The sequence below is a fragment of the Aliiglaciecola sp. CAU 1673 genome (genome assembly GCF_029223185.1).
Classification (GTDB): Bacteria; Pseudomonadota; Gammaproteobacteria; order Enterobacterales; family Alteromonadaceae; genus Bowmanella.
In genome coordinates, this window is the sequence record NZ_JARHUG010000013.1 from 16,635 (window position 1) to 32,628 (window position 15,994).

Sequence of the window (15,994 nt, forward strand, 5' to 3'; positions counted from 1 at the left end):
TTTAATTCTCATATCCCGCTAAATCTTTATCTTTCTATATCTTGAGTGTTTTATTGCTCATTCTTAACTTAAAAGCCTGATTCAACTTTACTTCCCAACCAACTAATTTGCGCATATAAATGCTCAATTTAGCATTGAGAATCCAGACCTTGCCAAGAACAAGCCCGTCACATATTAGGACGGGCCATAAGATATTTTAGTTATCGCTAGGCAATAAATCTGATACCAGTCCATTAAACAGGCCGTGTGCGATCAGATCGGCAATCTGCTGGATATCCGGTGAGAAGTAGCGGTCGTGATCATAAAATCCGACTTTTTCACGGACAAGACTATAGGCTTGCTCTAGCTTAGGGCTGGATTTCAGCGGACGACGAAAATCCATACCCTGTGCCGCTCCCAGCAATTCCACTGCCAGAATACCTCGGGTATTTTCAGCCATATCAGCCAGGCGACGGCCGGCAAAGGTGGCCATAGACACATGATCTTCCTGATTAGCGGAGGTTGGTAAACTGTCTACCGACGCTGGATGGGCAAAGGTTTTGTTCTCAGACGCCAACGCAGCTGCCGTTACCTGAGCCAGCATAAAGCCCGAGTTAACCCCTCCGTTCTCTACCAAGAATGGTGGCAGCTTGGATAGATTGCTGTCGATCAACAGGGCCGAGCGACGCTCTGACAACGCGCCGATTTCAGCAATGGCTAAGGCCAGATTGTCTGCCGCCATGGCTACGGGCTCTGCATGGAAGTTACCGCCGGAGATAATGTCATCACCGAAAACCAGCGGGTTATCGGTGACGCCATTGGCTTCCACTAGCAATACCTCCGCTGCTTGACGCATCTGCGTCAGGCAAGCGCCCATCACCTGGGGCTGACAACGCAAAGAATAGGGGTCTTGTACTTTTTCGCAATCTTCATGAGATTGACCAATTTCAGATTGGCCCCCGAGTAGATTCCGGTAGGCAGCAGCCATGTCGATTTGACCTTTTTGACCGCGGGCTTCATGAATACGCGCGTCAAAAGGAGTTCGGCTACCCAAGGCGGCTTCAACGCACATGGCACCGCCAACCGTAGCAGCGGCCAGAAGATCTTCAGCATAGAAAAGACCTTCCAATGCAAAGGCCGTGGAGGCCTGTGTGCCATTAAGTAACGCGAGACCTTCCTTTGGAGCAAATGTGAGCGCTTGCAAACCAGCAACATCAAGCCCCTCTGCTCCAGAAATAATCTGACCCTTGTAGCGAACATGGCCTTCACCCATCAGGGGCATACTCATATGCGCCAAAGGCGCTAGATCGCCGCTGGCACCGACCGATCCTTTCTTGGGCACACAGGGATAGACTTCTGCATTAAGCAAAGCAATCAAGTGCTCCACTACCTGCAGACGGATACCTGAAAAGCCGCGGGAGAGACTATTGATCTTCAACAGCATCATCAGGCGAACCGTATTATCACTCATCAACTCACCGGTGCCGGCGGCATGAGAGAGCACAATTGAGCGCTGCAACAATTCCAGTTCTTCTGGTTTGATGCGGGTATTAGCCAGCAGCCCAAAACCGGTATTAATACCGTAGACCACACGCCCCTCGTCCAGTACCTTTTGCACGGTAGCGGCGGATGCAACGATGTCGGCTTCAGCTGACTGTGCGAGAGACAATTTCACCGGCTGACGAGAGGCCTTGCGCAGCTGGGCAAGGGTCAAGGTGCCGGGGGTTAGTTCAAGAGCAAAAGTCATTATTGATTCTCCAGCATAGGCAGGTCTAATCCATTTTCTTTGGCACAGCGCTTAGCAATGTCATAACCGGCATCCGCATGGCGCATTACACCAGTGGCAGGATCATTCCAAAGCACGCGCCCCACGCGCTTCGCAGCCGCCTCGGTGCCGTCACACAAAATGACCACACCGGCATGCTGACTGAAGCCCATGCCCACGCCACCGCCGTGGTGCAGACTCACCCAAGTCGCACCACCTGCAGTACTTAGCAGTGCATTGAGTAATGGCCAGTCAGAGACAGCATCTGAGCCATCCAGCATCGCTTCAGTCTCGCGATTAGGACTGGCTACTGAGCCCGAGTCCAAGTGGTCACGACCGATTACCACTGGCGCACTTAACTCACCATTTTTCACCATCTCGTTGAAGGCCAAGGCTACTCTGGCGCGGTCTTTGAGGCCTATCCAACAAATGCGGGCAGGCAATCCTTGGAACTTAATCCGCTCGCGGGCCATATCCAGCCAGTTGTGCAAATGCGGATTATCTGGAATCAGCTCTTTAACCTTTTGATCGGTCTTATAGATATCTTCCGGGTCGCCAGACAAGGCTGCCCAGCGGAAAGGCCCGATTCCTTCACAGAATAGCGGGCGAATATAAGCAGGTACGAAACCTGGGAAGTCAAAGGCATTGCTGACGCCCTCTTCAAAGGCCATTTGACGAATATTGTTGCCGTAGTCCAACGTCGCGGCGCCGCGTCCCTGCAGGGCAAGCATCGCCTGCACCTGCACTGCCATGGACTGTTTAGCTGCCTTCACTACTGCCGCTTCATCTTGCAAGCGCATCTTCGCCGCATATTCCATGGTCCAACCTTGTGGCAAGTATCCATTCAGCGGATCATGAGCCGAGGTTTGATCGGTAACCACATCTGGTGTGACATTGCGTTTGACCAGCTCATCGAAGATATCTGCGGCATTGCCCAGCAGGCCCACTGAAATCGGACGGTCAGTGGTATTCATGATGCTCAGGGCTTCATCGAGATCCGCAGCTTGGCGGTCCAGGTAACCGGTACGCAAGCGGAATTCGATACGAGTAGGGTCGCATTCTACTGCCAGCATGGAAAAGCCCGCCATGGTAGCGGCCAGTGGCTGCGCACCGCCCATGCCTCCTAGACCGCCAGTAAGTACCCACTTTCCATTCGCGTTACCGTTGAAATGCTGCCTGGCTACTGCACCAAAGGTTTCATAAGTGCCCTGAACGATGCCCTGGCTACCGATATAAATCCAGCTACCGGCCGTCATCTGGCCATACATCATCAGCCCCTGCTTATCCAACTGGTTAAAGTGCTCCCAGTTAGCCCAATGAGGCACCAAATTTGAATTGGCAATCAGCACGCGAGGAGCGTCTTCATGGGTCTTGAATACGCCGACGGGTTTACCGGATTGCACCAAAAGAGTTTCATCCAGTTCCAGGCGTTTTAATACTTCAACAATCTTATCAAAACACTGCCAATCCCTTGCTGCCCGGCCGATACCGCCATAAACCACCAAATCCTGGGGACGCTCAGCCACATCGGGGTCCAGGTTGTTCATCAACATACGCAGCGCGGCTTCCGCCTGCCAATGCTTACAGCTTAGGGTAGAGCCATGAGGGGCGCGGATGACTCTGTTGGGATCATGTCTGTTATTCATGCTGTTGTCTCCTGTCTTGATGGGAAGGTCAAATGACCGCCCAGCTGATATTTGTCACCCGGATGGGTCAGCAATGCATGACTGACAATGCCATCCCGGCTCCAGGTTGTTCGGTGCAATCGCAGGCAAGGACTGCCAGCGGCGACTTTAAGATGCTCTCTGGCGAGCCCATCAGCCAAAATGGCCTCCACCCTATGCTCTGCCTCGGTCAGCGGTGCCACCAGGGAGAGATATTCATGGGGTGTAATCTGAGTAAAATCTTGCTCAAGGTAATCCGGTACCAACTGCGGATTCACATAGCGCAGTTCAAGCTGCAATGGCAGATTGTCCTGCCAATGACAAATCAGACTGCTGTATATCGTTGCGCCCGGCGCCAAGCCCAGCAGAGTCGCTACACCAAGGTCTGATTGTGTACTTTTTTGCTCAATCACCAACGCTCTGTACTGGCAATGACGCTGCCTGATCTCATCGGCAATGTTGCGTATCTCCAGTATCGAAGACTGGCTTTTTAAACTGGCAACACAAGTCGCTGCACCTTGGGTGCGCACTAATACTCCTTGTTCGCCCAGCTCCTGCAGCGCACGACGCGCAGTCATACGACTTACCGAAAAAAGCTGCGATAACTGATTTTCGGATGGTACCGGATCACCGGAAGCCCACTGACCTGACTCAATGCCTTGTAAAATATGCTGCTTAATCAGCTGATATTTACTGGTGGCCACTGCACCACCTCCAAAAACAGTTCATGCTATATAAGTTGACACAGACAACTTGTCTATACAAGATCGGCATGACACAAATCTTTTACATTGGCGTAAATGCGGAGGCTCACCATGCAGCAGGTTCAAAATGCAGATCTCATTTTAAGTGGCGCACAAATCGCGACGCTGGGCTCTGCTCTTACGGGCTATGGCATTATTGAGAATGGCGCCTTGGCTATCGCCGATGGAAAGATTTTGTGGGTGGGAAAGGCAACTGATTTGCCTGCGCATATTGTTGCCAAGCAAACGCTGGATTGTGCTGGAAAGTGGTTGCTCCCCGGCTTTATAGATTGTCACACTCACCTGGTTTTTGCCGGTAACCGCGCCGATGAATTTGAGCAGCGTCTGACCGGCGTCAGTTACGCTGAGATTGCAAAACGAGGTGGCGGCATCAGGCGCACCATGACTGCAACAAGAGAGGCCAATGAAAAGACGTTGCTCGCGCTTGCCAAAAAACGTGCAAAGACATTGCTTCGCCAAGGTGTCACTTGTATTGAAGTGAAGTCCGGTTATGGTTTGGATACAGAAACAGAATTAAAACTGTTACGTGTGGCCCGTCGTCTTGGCAAAGAGTTACCTGTTACGATTCGTACCACGTTCCTGGGTGCCCATGCCCTCCCCCCGGAATTTCAGGATAATGCCGATGGCTATATCGATTTGGTCTGTGAGGAGATGTTACCGCAAGCGCACGCTGAAGGTTTGGTTGATGCCGTGGATGTATTCTGCGAAGGCATAGGCTTTAACCTGGAACAAACCCGTCGGGTCTTTGAAACAGCTCGCTCACTTGGATTACCCGTTAAACTACACGCAGAGCAACTTTCCAATTTGGGTGGCAGTGAACTGGCCGCTGAATTTGGCGCCCTCTCGGTTGACCATATTGAATTCCTTGATGAGGCCGGCGTAAAGGCTATCGGGGCCAGTGGCACCGTGGCAACTCTGTTGCCGGGCGCTTTCTATTTTCTTAAAGAAACCCAAAAGCCACCAATTGCTTTGTTGCGCCAGTATAAGGTACCCATGGCCCTTGCAACGGATTTTAACCCCGGCTCTTCACCAATCTGCCAACTGCCACTGATGCTCAATATGGGTTGCACACTTTTTGGGTTAACCCCGCTTGAGGCATTGCAAGGGGTCACCTTAAACTCTGCCAGAGCTCTGGGACTGTCCGATCGATTAGGCAGTATCACGGTAGGCAAGCAAGCCGACATCCTGCTGATGGATATCAGCCATCCTAACCAGCTGGCTTATGAATTTGGGATCGACTATATCGAGGCTATGTGGCGCGCTGGCCAACCCATCAAGCTGTAAAGGCTGTCACTGAGTATTAATGTCATTAAGCTTTTCAACCTTGGGCGCGCGCTCTTCAACAGTCTTTTTCGGGATCAGGGTACGCATAGACTCGAGCTTACCAAAGCAAAGCAACTTATCAGCGGCTTCAAATATGCGCGACGACTTTGGGTTGGGTATGACCTTGTTGCCCCGGTACAGGGTCAGTATGTTGATATCCAGATCGCTTAGGCCAGATTCGCTGAAGCTTTTCCCCACCAGATAAGAGCCTTCAGGAACAATCAGTTCGCTGACACCGTATCCTTTGCTGACCGTCAGCCGCTGACGTACATCAATCTCCGGAAAATCCACCTGGGCAGCGATATAGTCGATCATGGCCCCTGCGATATCCAATTTGGTGCAACGCTCTATGCCTTCCAGCCCTGGGGAGGAATTTACTTCCATCACTTGCGGCCCATCGCTGCTTTCCAGCATATCCACGCCGGCAATTTGCAGGCCAAGGATTTGCGTGGCCCGAATTGCCGTTTCCACATAACGCTCATCCAATTCTACCGGCTCGGCAATACCGCCACGATGCACATTACTGCGAAATTCCTGACCCTGCGCCACCCGCCGCATCGCCGCAACAACCCGGTTACCGACCACAATGGCACGGATATCCTTGCCTTTGCTCTCGGCCACAAATTTCTGTATCAGCACATTTTGTTTCTGGCTCTGCAACAATTCGATAATGGCTTCGGCAGTTTTAGTAGATTCTGCCAGCAGCACGCCTATTCCCTGAGTGCCCTCAATCAGCTTGATGATTACCGGCGCCCCACCGACCCGCTCAATGGCAGGCAGTACATCCTTTTTGTCTCTGACAAAAGTGGTCTTGGGCATACCAATGGAGTGGCGACTGAGATATTGCAGCGAACGTAACTTGTCACGGGAATTGACAATGCCATGGGCGCTATTGGCGCAAAATATGCCCATTTCCTGAAACTGACGTACCACAGCAGTACCGAAGTAGGTAATTGAGGCGCCTATGCGGGGAAACACGGCGTCATATTCCACCACAGGCTTTTGCCTGAAAAACAAGCCAGGTTTGCCACGCTCAAGATCGATAGCAAATTTCAGGGTGTTGAGAATCTTTACCTTATGACCCTTTTGTAACGCTGATTCCTTCAGGCGCCTGCTACTGTAGTTATCCGGTTCACAGGAAAGGATGGCAAGATTCATGGCGAAGGTCCCTTTTTTGGCGTGGTGCCTTTAAAAGTAATGGTCACCTGCGCAATTAACAAGGCAGCAGTCCAAAATGCTGCCTTGGCAGTCAGTCCTGAATATTCAATTCCTTAAGTTTCCGGGTCAGTGTATTGCGTCCCCATCCCAGACGCTTTGCCGCTTCCTGCTTGTGACCATGGGTGTATTCCAACGCTCTTTCCAGCAATATCTTTTCAAAGGTTACAGCCGCTTCTCCCAGTATATTCTGTTGGCCCGACTGCAAAGCTTGATCGGCCCAGCTGGCGAGCAGACTTTGCCAATCGCCACGCTGGCCTTCGGTCATTTTAGGCAGTTGCTGGGTATGTAATTCAGGCGGCAAATCTGACGGAATAACTTCCTGGCCGCTGGCCATGACTGTTAACCATCGACACAGGTTCTCCAACTGTCGTACGTTACCCGGCCAAGGTAATTGACTCAGTATCTTGGCCGTTTCCTTGCCCAAAGACTTAGCCTCTACCTCGAGTTCTTTGGCGGCTTTACCCAGGAAATATTCTGCCAGTGGGGCGATATCTTCCCGTCGCTCGCTGAGCCTGGGAATATGGATGCGGATGACGTTCAGGCGGTGGTACAAGTCCTCACGGAACTTGCCCTCTGCTACCCGTTGCTCAAGATTTTGGTGGGTAGCGGCAATAATGCGCACATCCACCGACACCGGGTTGTGTCCCCCAACTCGATAAAACTGGCCATCAGCCAATACCCGCAACAGACGGGTTTGCACATCCAGCGGCATGTCGCCTATTTCATCTAGAAACAGGGTGCCGCCGTTGGCCTGTTCAAAACGTCCCAATCGGGCGTTCTGCGCGCCGGTGAAAGCGCCTTTTTCATGACCGAAAAGCTCTGATTCAATCAGGTCCGTGGGAATCGCCGCCATATTCAGGGCGATAAAAGACTCGCGACTACGAGGACTGTGTTTGTGTAATGCTCGGGCGACCAACTCTTTGCCGGTGCCCGACTCGCCGTTGATCAAAACGCTGATACTGGAGCGCGACAGGCGACCTATTGCCCTAAACACCTCTTGCATAGCCGGTGCTTCACCGATAATTTCGGTTTCAATGCGAGGCGGCAGTTTCTGTTGCTGCCGCCGGTTTTCCCGGGCATGGGCGAGAGCACGCTTGACCAGGTTGACCGCATCATCCACATCAAAAGGCTTGGGCAAATATTCGAAGGCACCGCTTTTATAAGCATTGACTGCGCTGTCCAAATCAGAATGGGCGGTCATGATGATGACCGGCAGGTGCGGGTATTCCTCATGTACTTGTGTCATCAGTTGCGTGCCGTCCATCTGCGGCATGCGGATATCAGAAACAATCACTTCCGGCTGTTGGCCTGCACCTAATTGGCGCAGCAAATCTTCTGGGTTTTCAAAACTAAAGCATTCTATCTGCGCCGATTGCAGCGCCTTTTGTAATACCCACCGTATCGAGGCATCGTCATCCACAATCCATACCGGTGCTACCGTCATTGCTTAGCCTCCTTCTTATCTATGGGCAGGAACAGGGTAAATTCTGTGTGTCCCGGCCAACTTTCCACTTCAATCTTGCCACGGTGGTGGTCCACCAACTGTTGGGCAATGGACAAGCCGAGTCCGGTGCCGTCTTTCTTGCCGGTCACCATAGGGTAAAACAGCGTATCTTTGAGCCGGTCGGGAATGCCGGGGCCGTTATCGATGATCTTTATCTGCGCGCACAGTGGATGACGTTTGCCATGAATGGTCACCTGCCGTTCCACCCGCGTGATAAAACGGATACGCCCCCTGCCTTCCATTGCCTGTACCGCATTGCGGGCAATATTCAGTACCGCCTGCTGGATCTTTTCGTCATCAATGTACAAATCTGGGATGCTAGGATCGTAATCGCGTACAAATTCAATGTTATTGCCACAGTCCAGGCTTAATAAAGTGAGGATTTTCTCCAGTACTTTATGCACATTATGCCATTGCAGATTGGGCGGCTTATTAGGCCCCAATAGCCTGTCTACCAAGTTACGCAGGCGATCGGCCTGTTCGATAATCAAGCCAGTAAATTCTTTTTGCTCGGGGTCGTCCAGCTGACGCTCCAATAGCTGCGCAGCCCCCCGCAAACCGCCAAGGGGGTTTTTAATTTCATGGGCCAAGCCACGCACTAAGTCCCTTGCAGCCTGCTGCTGTGCCCATAGTTGGTTTTCCTGGCTGATGCGACGCAGGTTATCGATTTGCTTAAACTCCACCAACAGACAGGGATGGTTCTGATGCACCAAACTGGTAACGGTTACCTCTGCCAACAGGTGGCGACCATCCACAAAGGTCAGCTGCACTTCGCCATCGCTGAAGTCCAGGTGATTCTGCAGCGCATCGCGTAAGCGCTGGGTTTCCAGGCTGGATTGCACAAACAGCTTATGGATAGCATGTCCCATCAACTGATTGCGGCTTTGTTCGAAAAAACGCTCAGCCGATGCATTGGCATATTGCACACAAAGCTTGTCATCCAGCACTAACACGCCGACCGACAAATTTGCCATTAAGATGTCTGAGAAATGCTCTGCCACTACCTGTTTCCAGCTGGATTTACACAACGCACCGTTATGGCACCAGTATATCCACCGAACTCAAAACTCGCACCATTTTGGTGCATGTTAATTTGTCAGATTGGTGCCATATGGCTAAAGCAGCTGTCCAGCCCTTAGTTTCTCTGGATCAGCACCGAAGCCTGATGCAGGTAGAATACCTGTGATGGAGTGAATGCAAGGACCTTGCCCGATTGGTCAAGAAATTCAGCACGGATATGGTGCTCACCGCGATCCACACCTTCTAAGTTGAAGACAGGAGTGGACTGTAATTCAGTGGGCTCCTCATCCAGCCATAAACGAAATTGACCTGCGCCCTGAGGCTGTAAGGACAAACTCACTTGCAAGTTGCCGGCATTATTCCGGAGCGTTGCTTCTGGGGCAGGGCTAAGAATGCTTAACCGGTAATCCGGTTGAACCGGTTTTTGTACCTGCGGGGGTGGCGGTGGTGTGGGCTTGGCCAAAGGCACAGCAGTATTGACCCTTGGCAGGTTGACCGGTTGCGCACCGGGCAGAGGTTGGTCAGAAAACACCACAGTGCCGTCAGCCTTGACCAGCTTATAAAGGGTTTGCGCTGCACATGGCAACGCCAACAATATGGTGAGCAGTAAAAGCCTGGAAAGCATATGTTTAATATCGTCCTGACAAACCGATGCTGACAGTGTAAGGCATAAAAAAAGCCCGCGCGAGGCGGGCTTGGTATGACAAAACAGTCTTATACGCTGTAGTACATATCGAATTCCACCGGATGGGTGGTCATCGCCAGCTTTTCCACTTCCAGACGCTTGATGCTGATATAGGCATCGATCATGTCGTCGGAGAATACGCCGCCTTCCTTCAGGAAGTCGCGGTCGGCGTCCAGTGCGTCCAGTGCCATTTCCAGGCTGTGCGACACTGTTGGGATATCTTTGGCTTCTTCTGGTGGCAGGTCGTACAGGTCCTTGTCCATGGCATCGCCAGGGTGGATCTTGTTCTTGATGCCGTCAATACCAGCCATCAGCATTGCAGCAAAGCCCAGGTAAGGGTTGGCAGCCGGGTCAGGGAAGCGAACTTCGATACGACGAGCCTTGGCGCTGGATACGTGTGGGATACGGATAGAGGCACTGCGGTTACGGGCTGAGTAAGCCAACATTACCGGCGCTTCGAAGCCGGGCACCAAACGCTTGTAGGAGTTGGTGGTCGGGTTGGTGAAAGCGTTGATAGCGCGGGCATGCTTAATGATACCGCCGATGTAATACAGGGCTTCTTCAGACAAACCAGCATACTTGTCACCGGCGAAGATGTTCACGCCGTCTTTGGCAATAGACTGGTGTACGTGCATACCAGAGCCGTTGTCGCCAACCAGAGGCTTCGGCATAAAGGTCGCTGTCTTACCGTAAGCGTGGGCAACGTTGTGCACTACATACTTGTAGATTTGCACTTCGTCAGCCTTCTTCACCAGGGTGTTGAAGCGACAGGCAATTTCGTTCTGACCTGCAGTGGCCACTTCATGGTGGTGAGCTTCAATATGCAAACCCATTTCTTCCATGACCAAACACATGGCACCACGGATATCGTGCGCGGAATCGACTGGTGGAACAGGGAAGTAACCGCCTTTTACGCCAGGACGGTGACCCTTGTTACCGCCTTCGAATTCAACGCCTGAGTTCCACTTGGCTTCCATGGAGTCGATTTCATAGAAAGAACCGGCCATATCGGTGTGGAAACGGATGTCGTCGAACATGAAGAATTCTGGCTCGGGGCCAATCAATACGGTGTCACCAATGCCGGTAGACTTCAGATATTCTTCAGCGCGCTTGGCCAAAGAACGCGGGTCACGCTCGTAACCTTGCATGGTAGAAGGCTCAACGATGTCACAGGTAATATTGACCTGAGTCTCTTCGGCGAACGGATCCAATACAGCAGTGCTGGCATCAGGCATCAGGATCATGTCAGATTCGTTGATACCCTTCCAACCAGTGATGGAGGAGCCGTCAAACATCTTGCCTTCTTCGAAGAACTCTTCGTCAACCAAAGCAGCGGGGATAGTAACGTGCTGCTCTTTACCCTTGGAATCGGTAAAACGCAGATCGACGAACTTAGCTTCACTTTCTTTAATCAGGTCTAGTGCCTTTTCTACAGACATTATGTCCTCCAGTTAATATGCAAGAGCGGCCCACTAAGTCACAGATGTGACTGGTATAGCGACCGTAGAAGCGATAATCATGCCAACTGCAAGTCACCCCGCCAGGCCTCAATTTTCCGTAGTCGGTATTCTTTGGAAAAACCAATAACGCACCACAATGATGCATTGACGCACCAATAAGGTGAAATAGCAATTTCAGAGCACACCTAAAGTTAGACTATTTCCAATTTGGTGCAACGATATGTCAGGGCGATGACAATCTGACCGATATTGTCATCATAGGGTCACAGCCGTGCTGTAAGTCTATGGCATTAAAGGATAAATATTTATTCCTTTTGGAAAAGGCGAGAAAACTGTACAATCCGCCGCCTATCAAGGGCATTGGGTTAAAAAATAGGCACCCTTGAACCGAATTTTCATAGCCAACGACCCTCCATGCCAGCCACCGAGAGAGATACCATGAGTGCACAACATACCTCACTGGAAAAATTGAGGAACATCGCCATTATCGCCCACGTTGACCACGGTAAGACTACCCTGGTTGATAAACTGCTGCAGCAGTCAGGCACGTTAGACAGCCGAAAGGGCACCGATGAGCGGGTCATGGACTCCAATGCCCTGGAAAAAGAACGTGGTATTACCATATTGGCCAAGAACACGGCCATTAACTGGAATGATTACCGCATTAACATTCTGGATACCCCCGGACACGCCGACTTTGGTGGTGAAGTAGAACGGGTATTGTCTATGGCTGACTCTGTACTGCTGTTGGTTGACGCGGTAGACGGCCCAATGCCACAAACCCGTTTCGTTACCCAGAAGGCCTTCGCCCATGGCCTGAATCCGATCGTGGTAATTAACAAGATTGACCGCCCAGGTGCGCGCCCTGATTGGGTAATGGATCAGGTATTTGACCTGTTTGACAATCTGGGTGCCAACGATCAGCAGTTGGACTTCCCTGTTGTTTATGCCTCTGCCCTGCAAGGCTGGGCCAGCCTGGATGAAGGCACACAAGGTGGCGACATGACTCCCTTGTTCCAAGCCATCATAGACAAAGTGTCTCCTCCCAATGCCGATCCTGAAGGTTTCCTGCAAATGCAGATTTCTCAGCTGGATTACTCCAGCTACCTGGGCATTATCGGTATCGGCCGCATCAAGCGCGGTTCGATCAAGGTTAACCAACAAGTTAGCGTGATTGGTGCCGACGGCAAGAAGCGTAACGGTAAAGTGGGCCAGGTATTCGGTTATCTGGGCCTGGATCGTTATGAAACCCAGTCGGCCAGTGCCGGTGACATCGTTGCTATCTCGGGTTTGGGCGAGCTGAAAATTTCCGACACTGTCTGTGCGGTAGAACAGCCAGAAGCCCTGCCAGCGCTGACGGTGGATGAACCCACCGTGACCATGACCTTCCAGGTGAACACATCGCCCTTCTCCGGTCAGGACGGTAAGTTTGTAACCTCTCGTCAGATCCTTGAGCGTTTGAACACCGAGCTGAAGCACAACGTGGCTCTGCGTGTGGAAGAAACCGCTGACCCGGATAAATTCCGTGTTTCTGGCCGTGGTGAACTGCACTTGGGCGTACTGATTGAAAACATGCGTCGTGAAGGTTACGAGTTGGCCGTATCCCGTCCAGAGGTAATCCTTAAGAAGGACGGCGAACAGCTGCTTGAACCTTATGAAAGCCTGACCGTGGATATCGAGGAAGAGCACCAGGGCGCCATCATGGAGCAATTAGGTCTGCGTAAAGCCGAAATGCGCGATATGAACCCTGACGGCAAAGGTCGTGTGCGCATGGACTTTGTGGTACCCAGCCGTGGACTGATTGGGTTCCAAACCGACTTTTTGACCCTAACCTCAGGCACCGGTTTGATGTACCACACCTTCCTGGAGTACGGTCCTCATGCCGGAGGTCGTATTGGCCAGCGTAACAACGGTGTACTGATTTCCAATGGTAAAGGTAAGGCCCTGGCTTACGCCCTGTTTAACCTGCAGGAGCGTGGACGCTTGTTCCTGGGCCATGGTGCGGAAGTATACGAAGGCCAGATCATCGGCATCCATAGCCGTGACAACGATCTGACCGTAAACTGCCTGAAAGGTAAGCAGCTGACCAACATCCGTGCCGCTGGTACCGATGAAGCGCTGACCCTGACGCCACCTATCCGCATGACGCTGGAACGCGCTCTGGAGTTTATCGATGACGATGAGTTGGTAGAAGTGACGCCCAACCATATCCGTCTGCGTAAGAAGCTGCTGACGGAAAATGACCGTAAGCGCGCTTCAAGAAGCGCTGACTAATTAAAAAGGCCGGGTTTGATACCCGGCTTTTTTATTTGCTCTCCAGATTTTCGCTATAAAGCCAGGCTACAGCGCCAATAACTCATTTCTTAGCTCTTTATACGACAGCGGCTTCTGCAACACCTTTACATCGATCATATCGAGATTCAGGTGTGATGAATAACCGGTCATAATAGTGCAGCGGATGTGTGGATGCTTTTCCCTGACCAAAGCAATCAATTGGTGCCCCTGTAGCTGCCCTCGCATGGTCTGGTCGGAAATCAGAATATCGATTTTTTCCTCACAGGCATTGATGTAATCGAGTGCCTCATTCCCATTTTCAAACGTGACCACTTTTGCACCATCGGCGACCAATAACATCTTGGTGACCTCCAGTAAGTCCTTCTCATCATCTACCAAAACAATATGTAAACCGGCAAGCACCTTGGGTTTAACAGGGCTCTGGGGCACTTTTCCGTTGCGTTTCAAATCTGTTTCAGGGAGCCACAAGGAAAAGGTGCTGCCTTTGCCAGGCGTTGACTCAACGACCAGACCACAACCGTTATTTACGGCAAAAGCCGCAACAGAACTGAGCCCCAGTCCAGTGCCACTGCCATCCTCTCTGGCACTGAAAAACGGGGTGAAAATTTGATCGATGATGTTCTTTTCCATGCCCACACCGGTATCGGATATGGACAGCACTATATAGTTTCCCGCCCCGTCTGGTAGCGTCTGTACGAAGCCGTCAGCAACATTGAATGCAGCAGAGAGAGATGTTGCAATAGTGATTTTACCCGTTCCCTCAATAGCTTTTTGGGCATTTATCACCAGGTTCAGCAGCGCGTCACCAAGAGCCCCTTTGTTCAATCTGCAAAGTCTTGCTGCAGCTAGTCTTTTAATTACCTCAATATTGCTTGGCACAATATCACGGTAAAAATTGACCTCTTCTGCAATAAACTCGTCTACATCAATTATGGTTTTTTCGTCGTTTTTCCCTTTTACCGTTTTTAACAGTTTCTCGGTGATTCTTCTGCCCCGTCGCACGCCATGGGTAATTTTGTCTATTTGCGCCATGCGGATTTGTTCATCGCATGTGGCACTCAAAGATTCTGCACTAGTGCCAATAATCGACAGTACGTTATTCAATTCATGACAGATGCCGGCTGAAAACTCCCCAACCAACGCGACCTTTTGTGCATTAAGGAGTTGCGCTTCCTGATTCTTTTTCTCGGTAATGTCCTGTTGAAAGCCGACAAAATGGGTAATCGAACTCTTTTCCATCACCGGGGATATGATCAAGTGGCTCCAATAGGCTTTGCCATTTTTTGCGTAGTTCAGGATTTCTGTATCGACATTTCCTCCGGCGTTCAGAATTCGCCGCATGTCATTGACTGTCTCCTTGCTGGTATGTTCTCCATGCAGAAATTGACTGAGGTTCTGCCCTTTTATTTCTTCCAGCGAAAAGCCCGTCATAGCGATGAATGCATCATTCACCCATTCAACATTTCGGTTCACATCACAAATTACTACCCCTGAGGCCGGCGTTTCTGCCACTTTTGATAACAGGCTGACCTGCTGGTTGAGTAACACGCTGTCAGTTATATCTTGAAAAACACCAAAAATGGCCTGCGGTTCACCTATGCTGTTGCGGTATATTTTGGCTTGGCTTTTAACATGACGAACTTCACCGTCTGTTCTGATAATCCGCAGATTAAAGGTCCACTCATTGTGATTTTCTAAGGCATCTTCCACGTACTGTCTGACTGCTTTTTCATCATCCGGATGATAAAACTTAATGGCACTTTCCAAAGTGGGCTGAAAGCTGTCTTTGCTGACGCCATGGATATTGTAAATTTCATCAGACCAGAACAAGGATTGGGTTTTTAAGTCCACGCTCCAATGACCTACACGGGCCATTTTTTCAGCCTGTCGTAACAAGACGCTGGTGCGGTGATCATGCTCCTCCAGCGCAACCTTTTCATCCACCGGAATAGCAGAAGCAACGATATTTCCCATTTCGTCTATTCTGGATGTCCATTCCAGCCAGACATAGCCTCCATCGGCCTTTAAATAACGGTTGCGATAACCGAAAACGTTCTGATTTTTTTCGATAAATTGGGAAAAGGTTAACTGCGAGTCATAGAGATCGGCGGGATGAATAAAGTCAAAAAAAGGACTACTGTAGAGCTTGTCCAAGGACCAGCCCAAGACCTCGACCCAGCGATCATTAAGGTAAGTAAAGCGTCCTTCCGTTGTTACTTTACACACTAAGATATTTAGCGTTGCCAGAATGCTGTGATACTCGTTAACCATGGCGGCATCTGTAGGGGCATTATTTATTTTCTGAGCTTAGGAGACA

The 15,994-nt window shown here is 50.9% G+C and carries 11 protein-coding genes and 1 pseudogene; 2 read left to right on the forward strand and 10 right to left on the reverse strand.

Features of this window, described 5'->3' with window-relative positions; all coding sequences use genetic code 11:
• Nucleotides 1-196: 196 nt before the first annotated feature.
• From hutH to hutC, 3 genes are read right to left on the reverse strand one after another with little or no spacing between them, the layout of a single operon-like run.
• Nucleotides 197-1,726: a histidine ammonia-lyase gene (gene hutH, locus P2G88_RS13060; protein WP_275796671.1), complete on the reverse strand. Its 1,530-nt coding sequence runs from the start codon at nucleotides 1,724-1,726 to the stop codon at nucleotides 197-199.
• The gene (gene hutU, locus P2G88_RS13065; protein WP_275796673.1) at nucleotides 1,726-3,390 is read right to left on the reverse strand and encodes a urocanate hydratase; all 1,665 of its coding nucleotides are present in this window, start codon (nucleotides 3,388-3,390) and stop codon (nucleotides 1,726-1,728) included. The genes hutH and hutU overlap by 1 nt, the downstream gene beginning before the upstream one ends.
• Complete coding sequence (gene hutC / locus P2G88_RS13070; protein WP_275796675.1) at nucleotides 3,387-4,112, reverse strand: histidine utilization repressor; 726 nt, start codon at nucleotides 4,110-4,112, stop codon at nucleotides 3,387-3,389. The genes hutU and hutC overlap by 4 nt, the downstream gene beginning before the upstream one ends.
• Nucleotides 4,113-4,208: 96 nt before the next feature.
• Here hutC and hutI point away from each other — a divergent pair, with 96 nt between their 5' ends.
• Complete coding sequence (hutI, locus tag P2G88_RS13075; protein WP_275796677.1) at nucleotides 4,209-5,456, forward strand: imidazolonepropionase; 1,248 nt, start codon at nucleotides 4,209-4,211, stop codon at nucleotides 5,454-5,456.
• Nucleotides 5,457-5,462: 6 nt separating this feature from the next.
• On the opposite strand, the gene P2G88_RS13080 is transcribed toward hutI, so the two are convergent.
• The 6 genes and pseudogenes from P2G88_RS13080 to glnA form a co-directional block, all read right to left on the reverse strand.
• Nucleotides 5,463-5,810: a TrkA C-terminal domain-containing protein gene (locus tag P2G88_RS13080; RefSeq protein ID WP_275796865.1), complete on the reverse strand. Its 348-nt coding sequence runs from the start codon at nucleotides 5,808-5,810 to the stop codon at nucleotides 5,463-5,465.
• Nucleotides 5,796-6,653: pseudogene (locus tag P2G88_RS13085) on the reverse strand (RimK family alpha-L-glutamate ligase); the annotation flags it as partial. The gene P2G88_RS13080 and the pseudogene P2G88_RS13085, both read right to left, overlap by 15 nt.
• Nucleotides 6,654-6,744: 91 nt before the next feature.
• Nucleotides 6,745-8,157, reverse strand: coding sequence for a nitrogen regulation protein NR(I) (glnG, locus tag P2G88_RS13090; protein ID WP_275796679.1), 1,413 nt, complete (start codon nucleotides 8,155-8,157; stop codon nucleotides 6,745-6,747).
• Nucleotides 8,154-9,218: a nitrogen regulation protein NR(II) gene (glnL, locus tag P2G88_RS13095; RefSeq protein WP_275796681.1), complete on the reverse strand. Its 1,065-nt coding sequence runs from the start codon at nucleotides 9,216-9,218 to the stop codon at nucleotides 8,154-8,156. The genes glnG and glnL overlap by 4 nt, the downstream gene beginning before the upstream one ends.
• Before the next feature lie 134 nt (nucleotides 9,219-9,352).
• The gene (locus tag P2G88_RS13100) at nucleotides 9,353-9,862 is read right to left on the reverse strand and encodes a DUF4124 domain-containing protein (RefSeq protein WP_275796683.1); all 510 of its coding nucleotides are present in this window, start codon (nucleotides 9,860-9,862) and stop codon (nucleotides 9,353-9,355) included.
• 89 nt (nucleotides 9,863-9,951) lie between these two features.
• Nucleotides 9,952-11,361: a glutamate--ammonia ligase gene (gene glnA / locus P2G88_RS13105; RefSeq protein WP_275796685.1), complete on the reverse strand. Its 1,410-nt coding sequence runs from the start codon at nucleotides 11,359-11,361 to the stop codon at nucleotides 9,952-9,954.
• Nucleotides 11,362-11,820: 459 nt separating this feature from the next.
• Between glnA and typA the strand changes: the two genes are divergently transcribed.
• Nucleotides 11,821-13,656, forward strand: coding sequence for a translational GTPase TypA (typA, locus tag P2G88_RS13110; RefSeq protein WP_275796687.1), 1,836 nt, complete (start codon nucleotides 11,821-11,823; stop codon nucleotides 13,654-13,656).
• Nucleotides 13,657-13,722: 66 nt separating this feature from the next.
• On the opposite strand, the gene P2G88_RS13115 is transcribed toward typA, so the two are convergent.
• On the reverse strand, nucleotides 13,723-15,948 hold the full coding sequence (locus tag P2G88_RS13115; protein WP_275796689.1) for a PAS domain S-box protein: 2,226 nt from the start codon (nucleotides 15,946-15,948) through the stop codon (nucleotides 13,723-13,725).
• Between the last annotated feature and the right edge of the window lie 46 nt (nucleotides 15,949-15,994).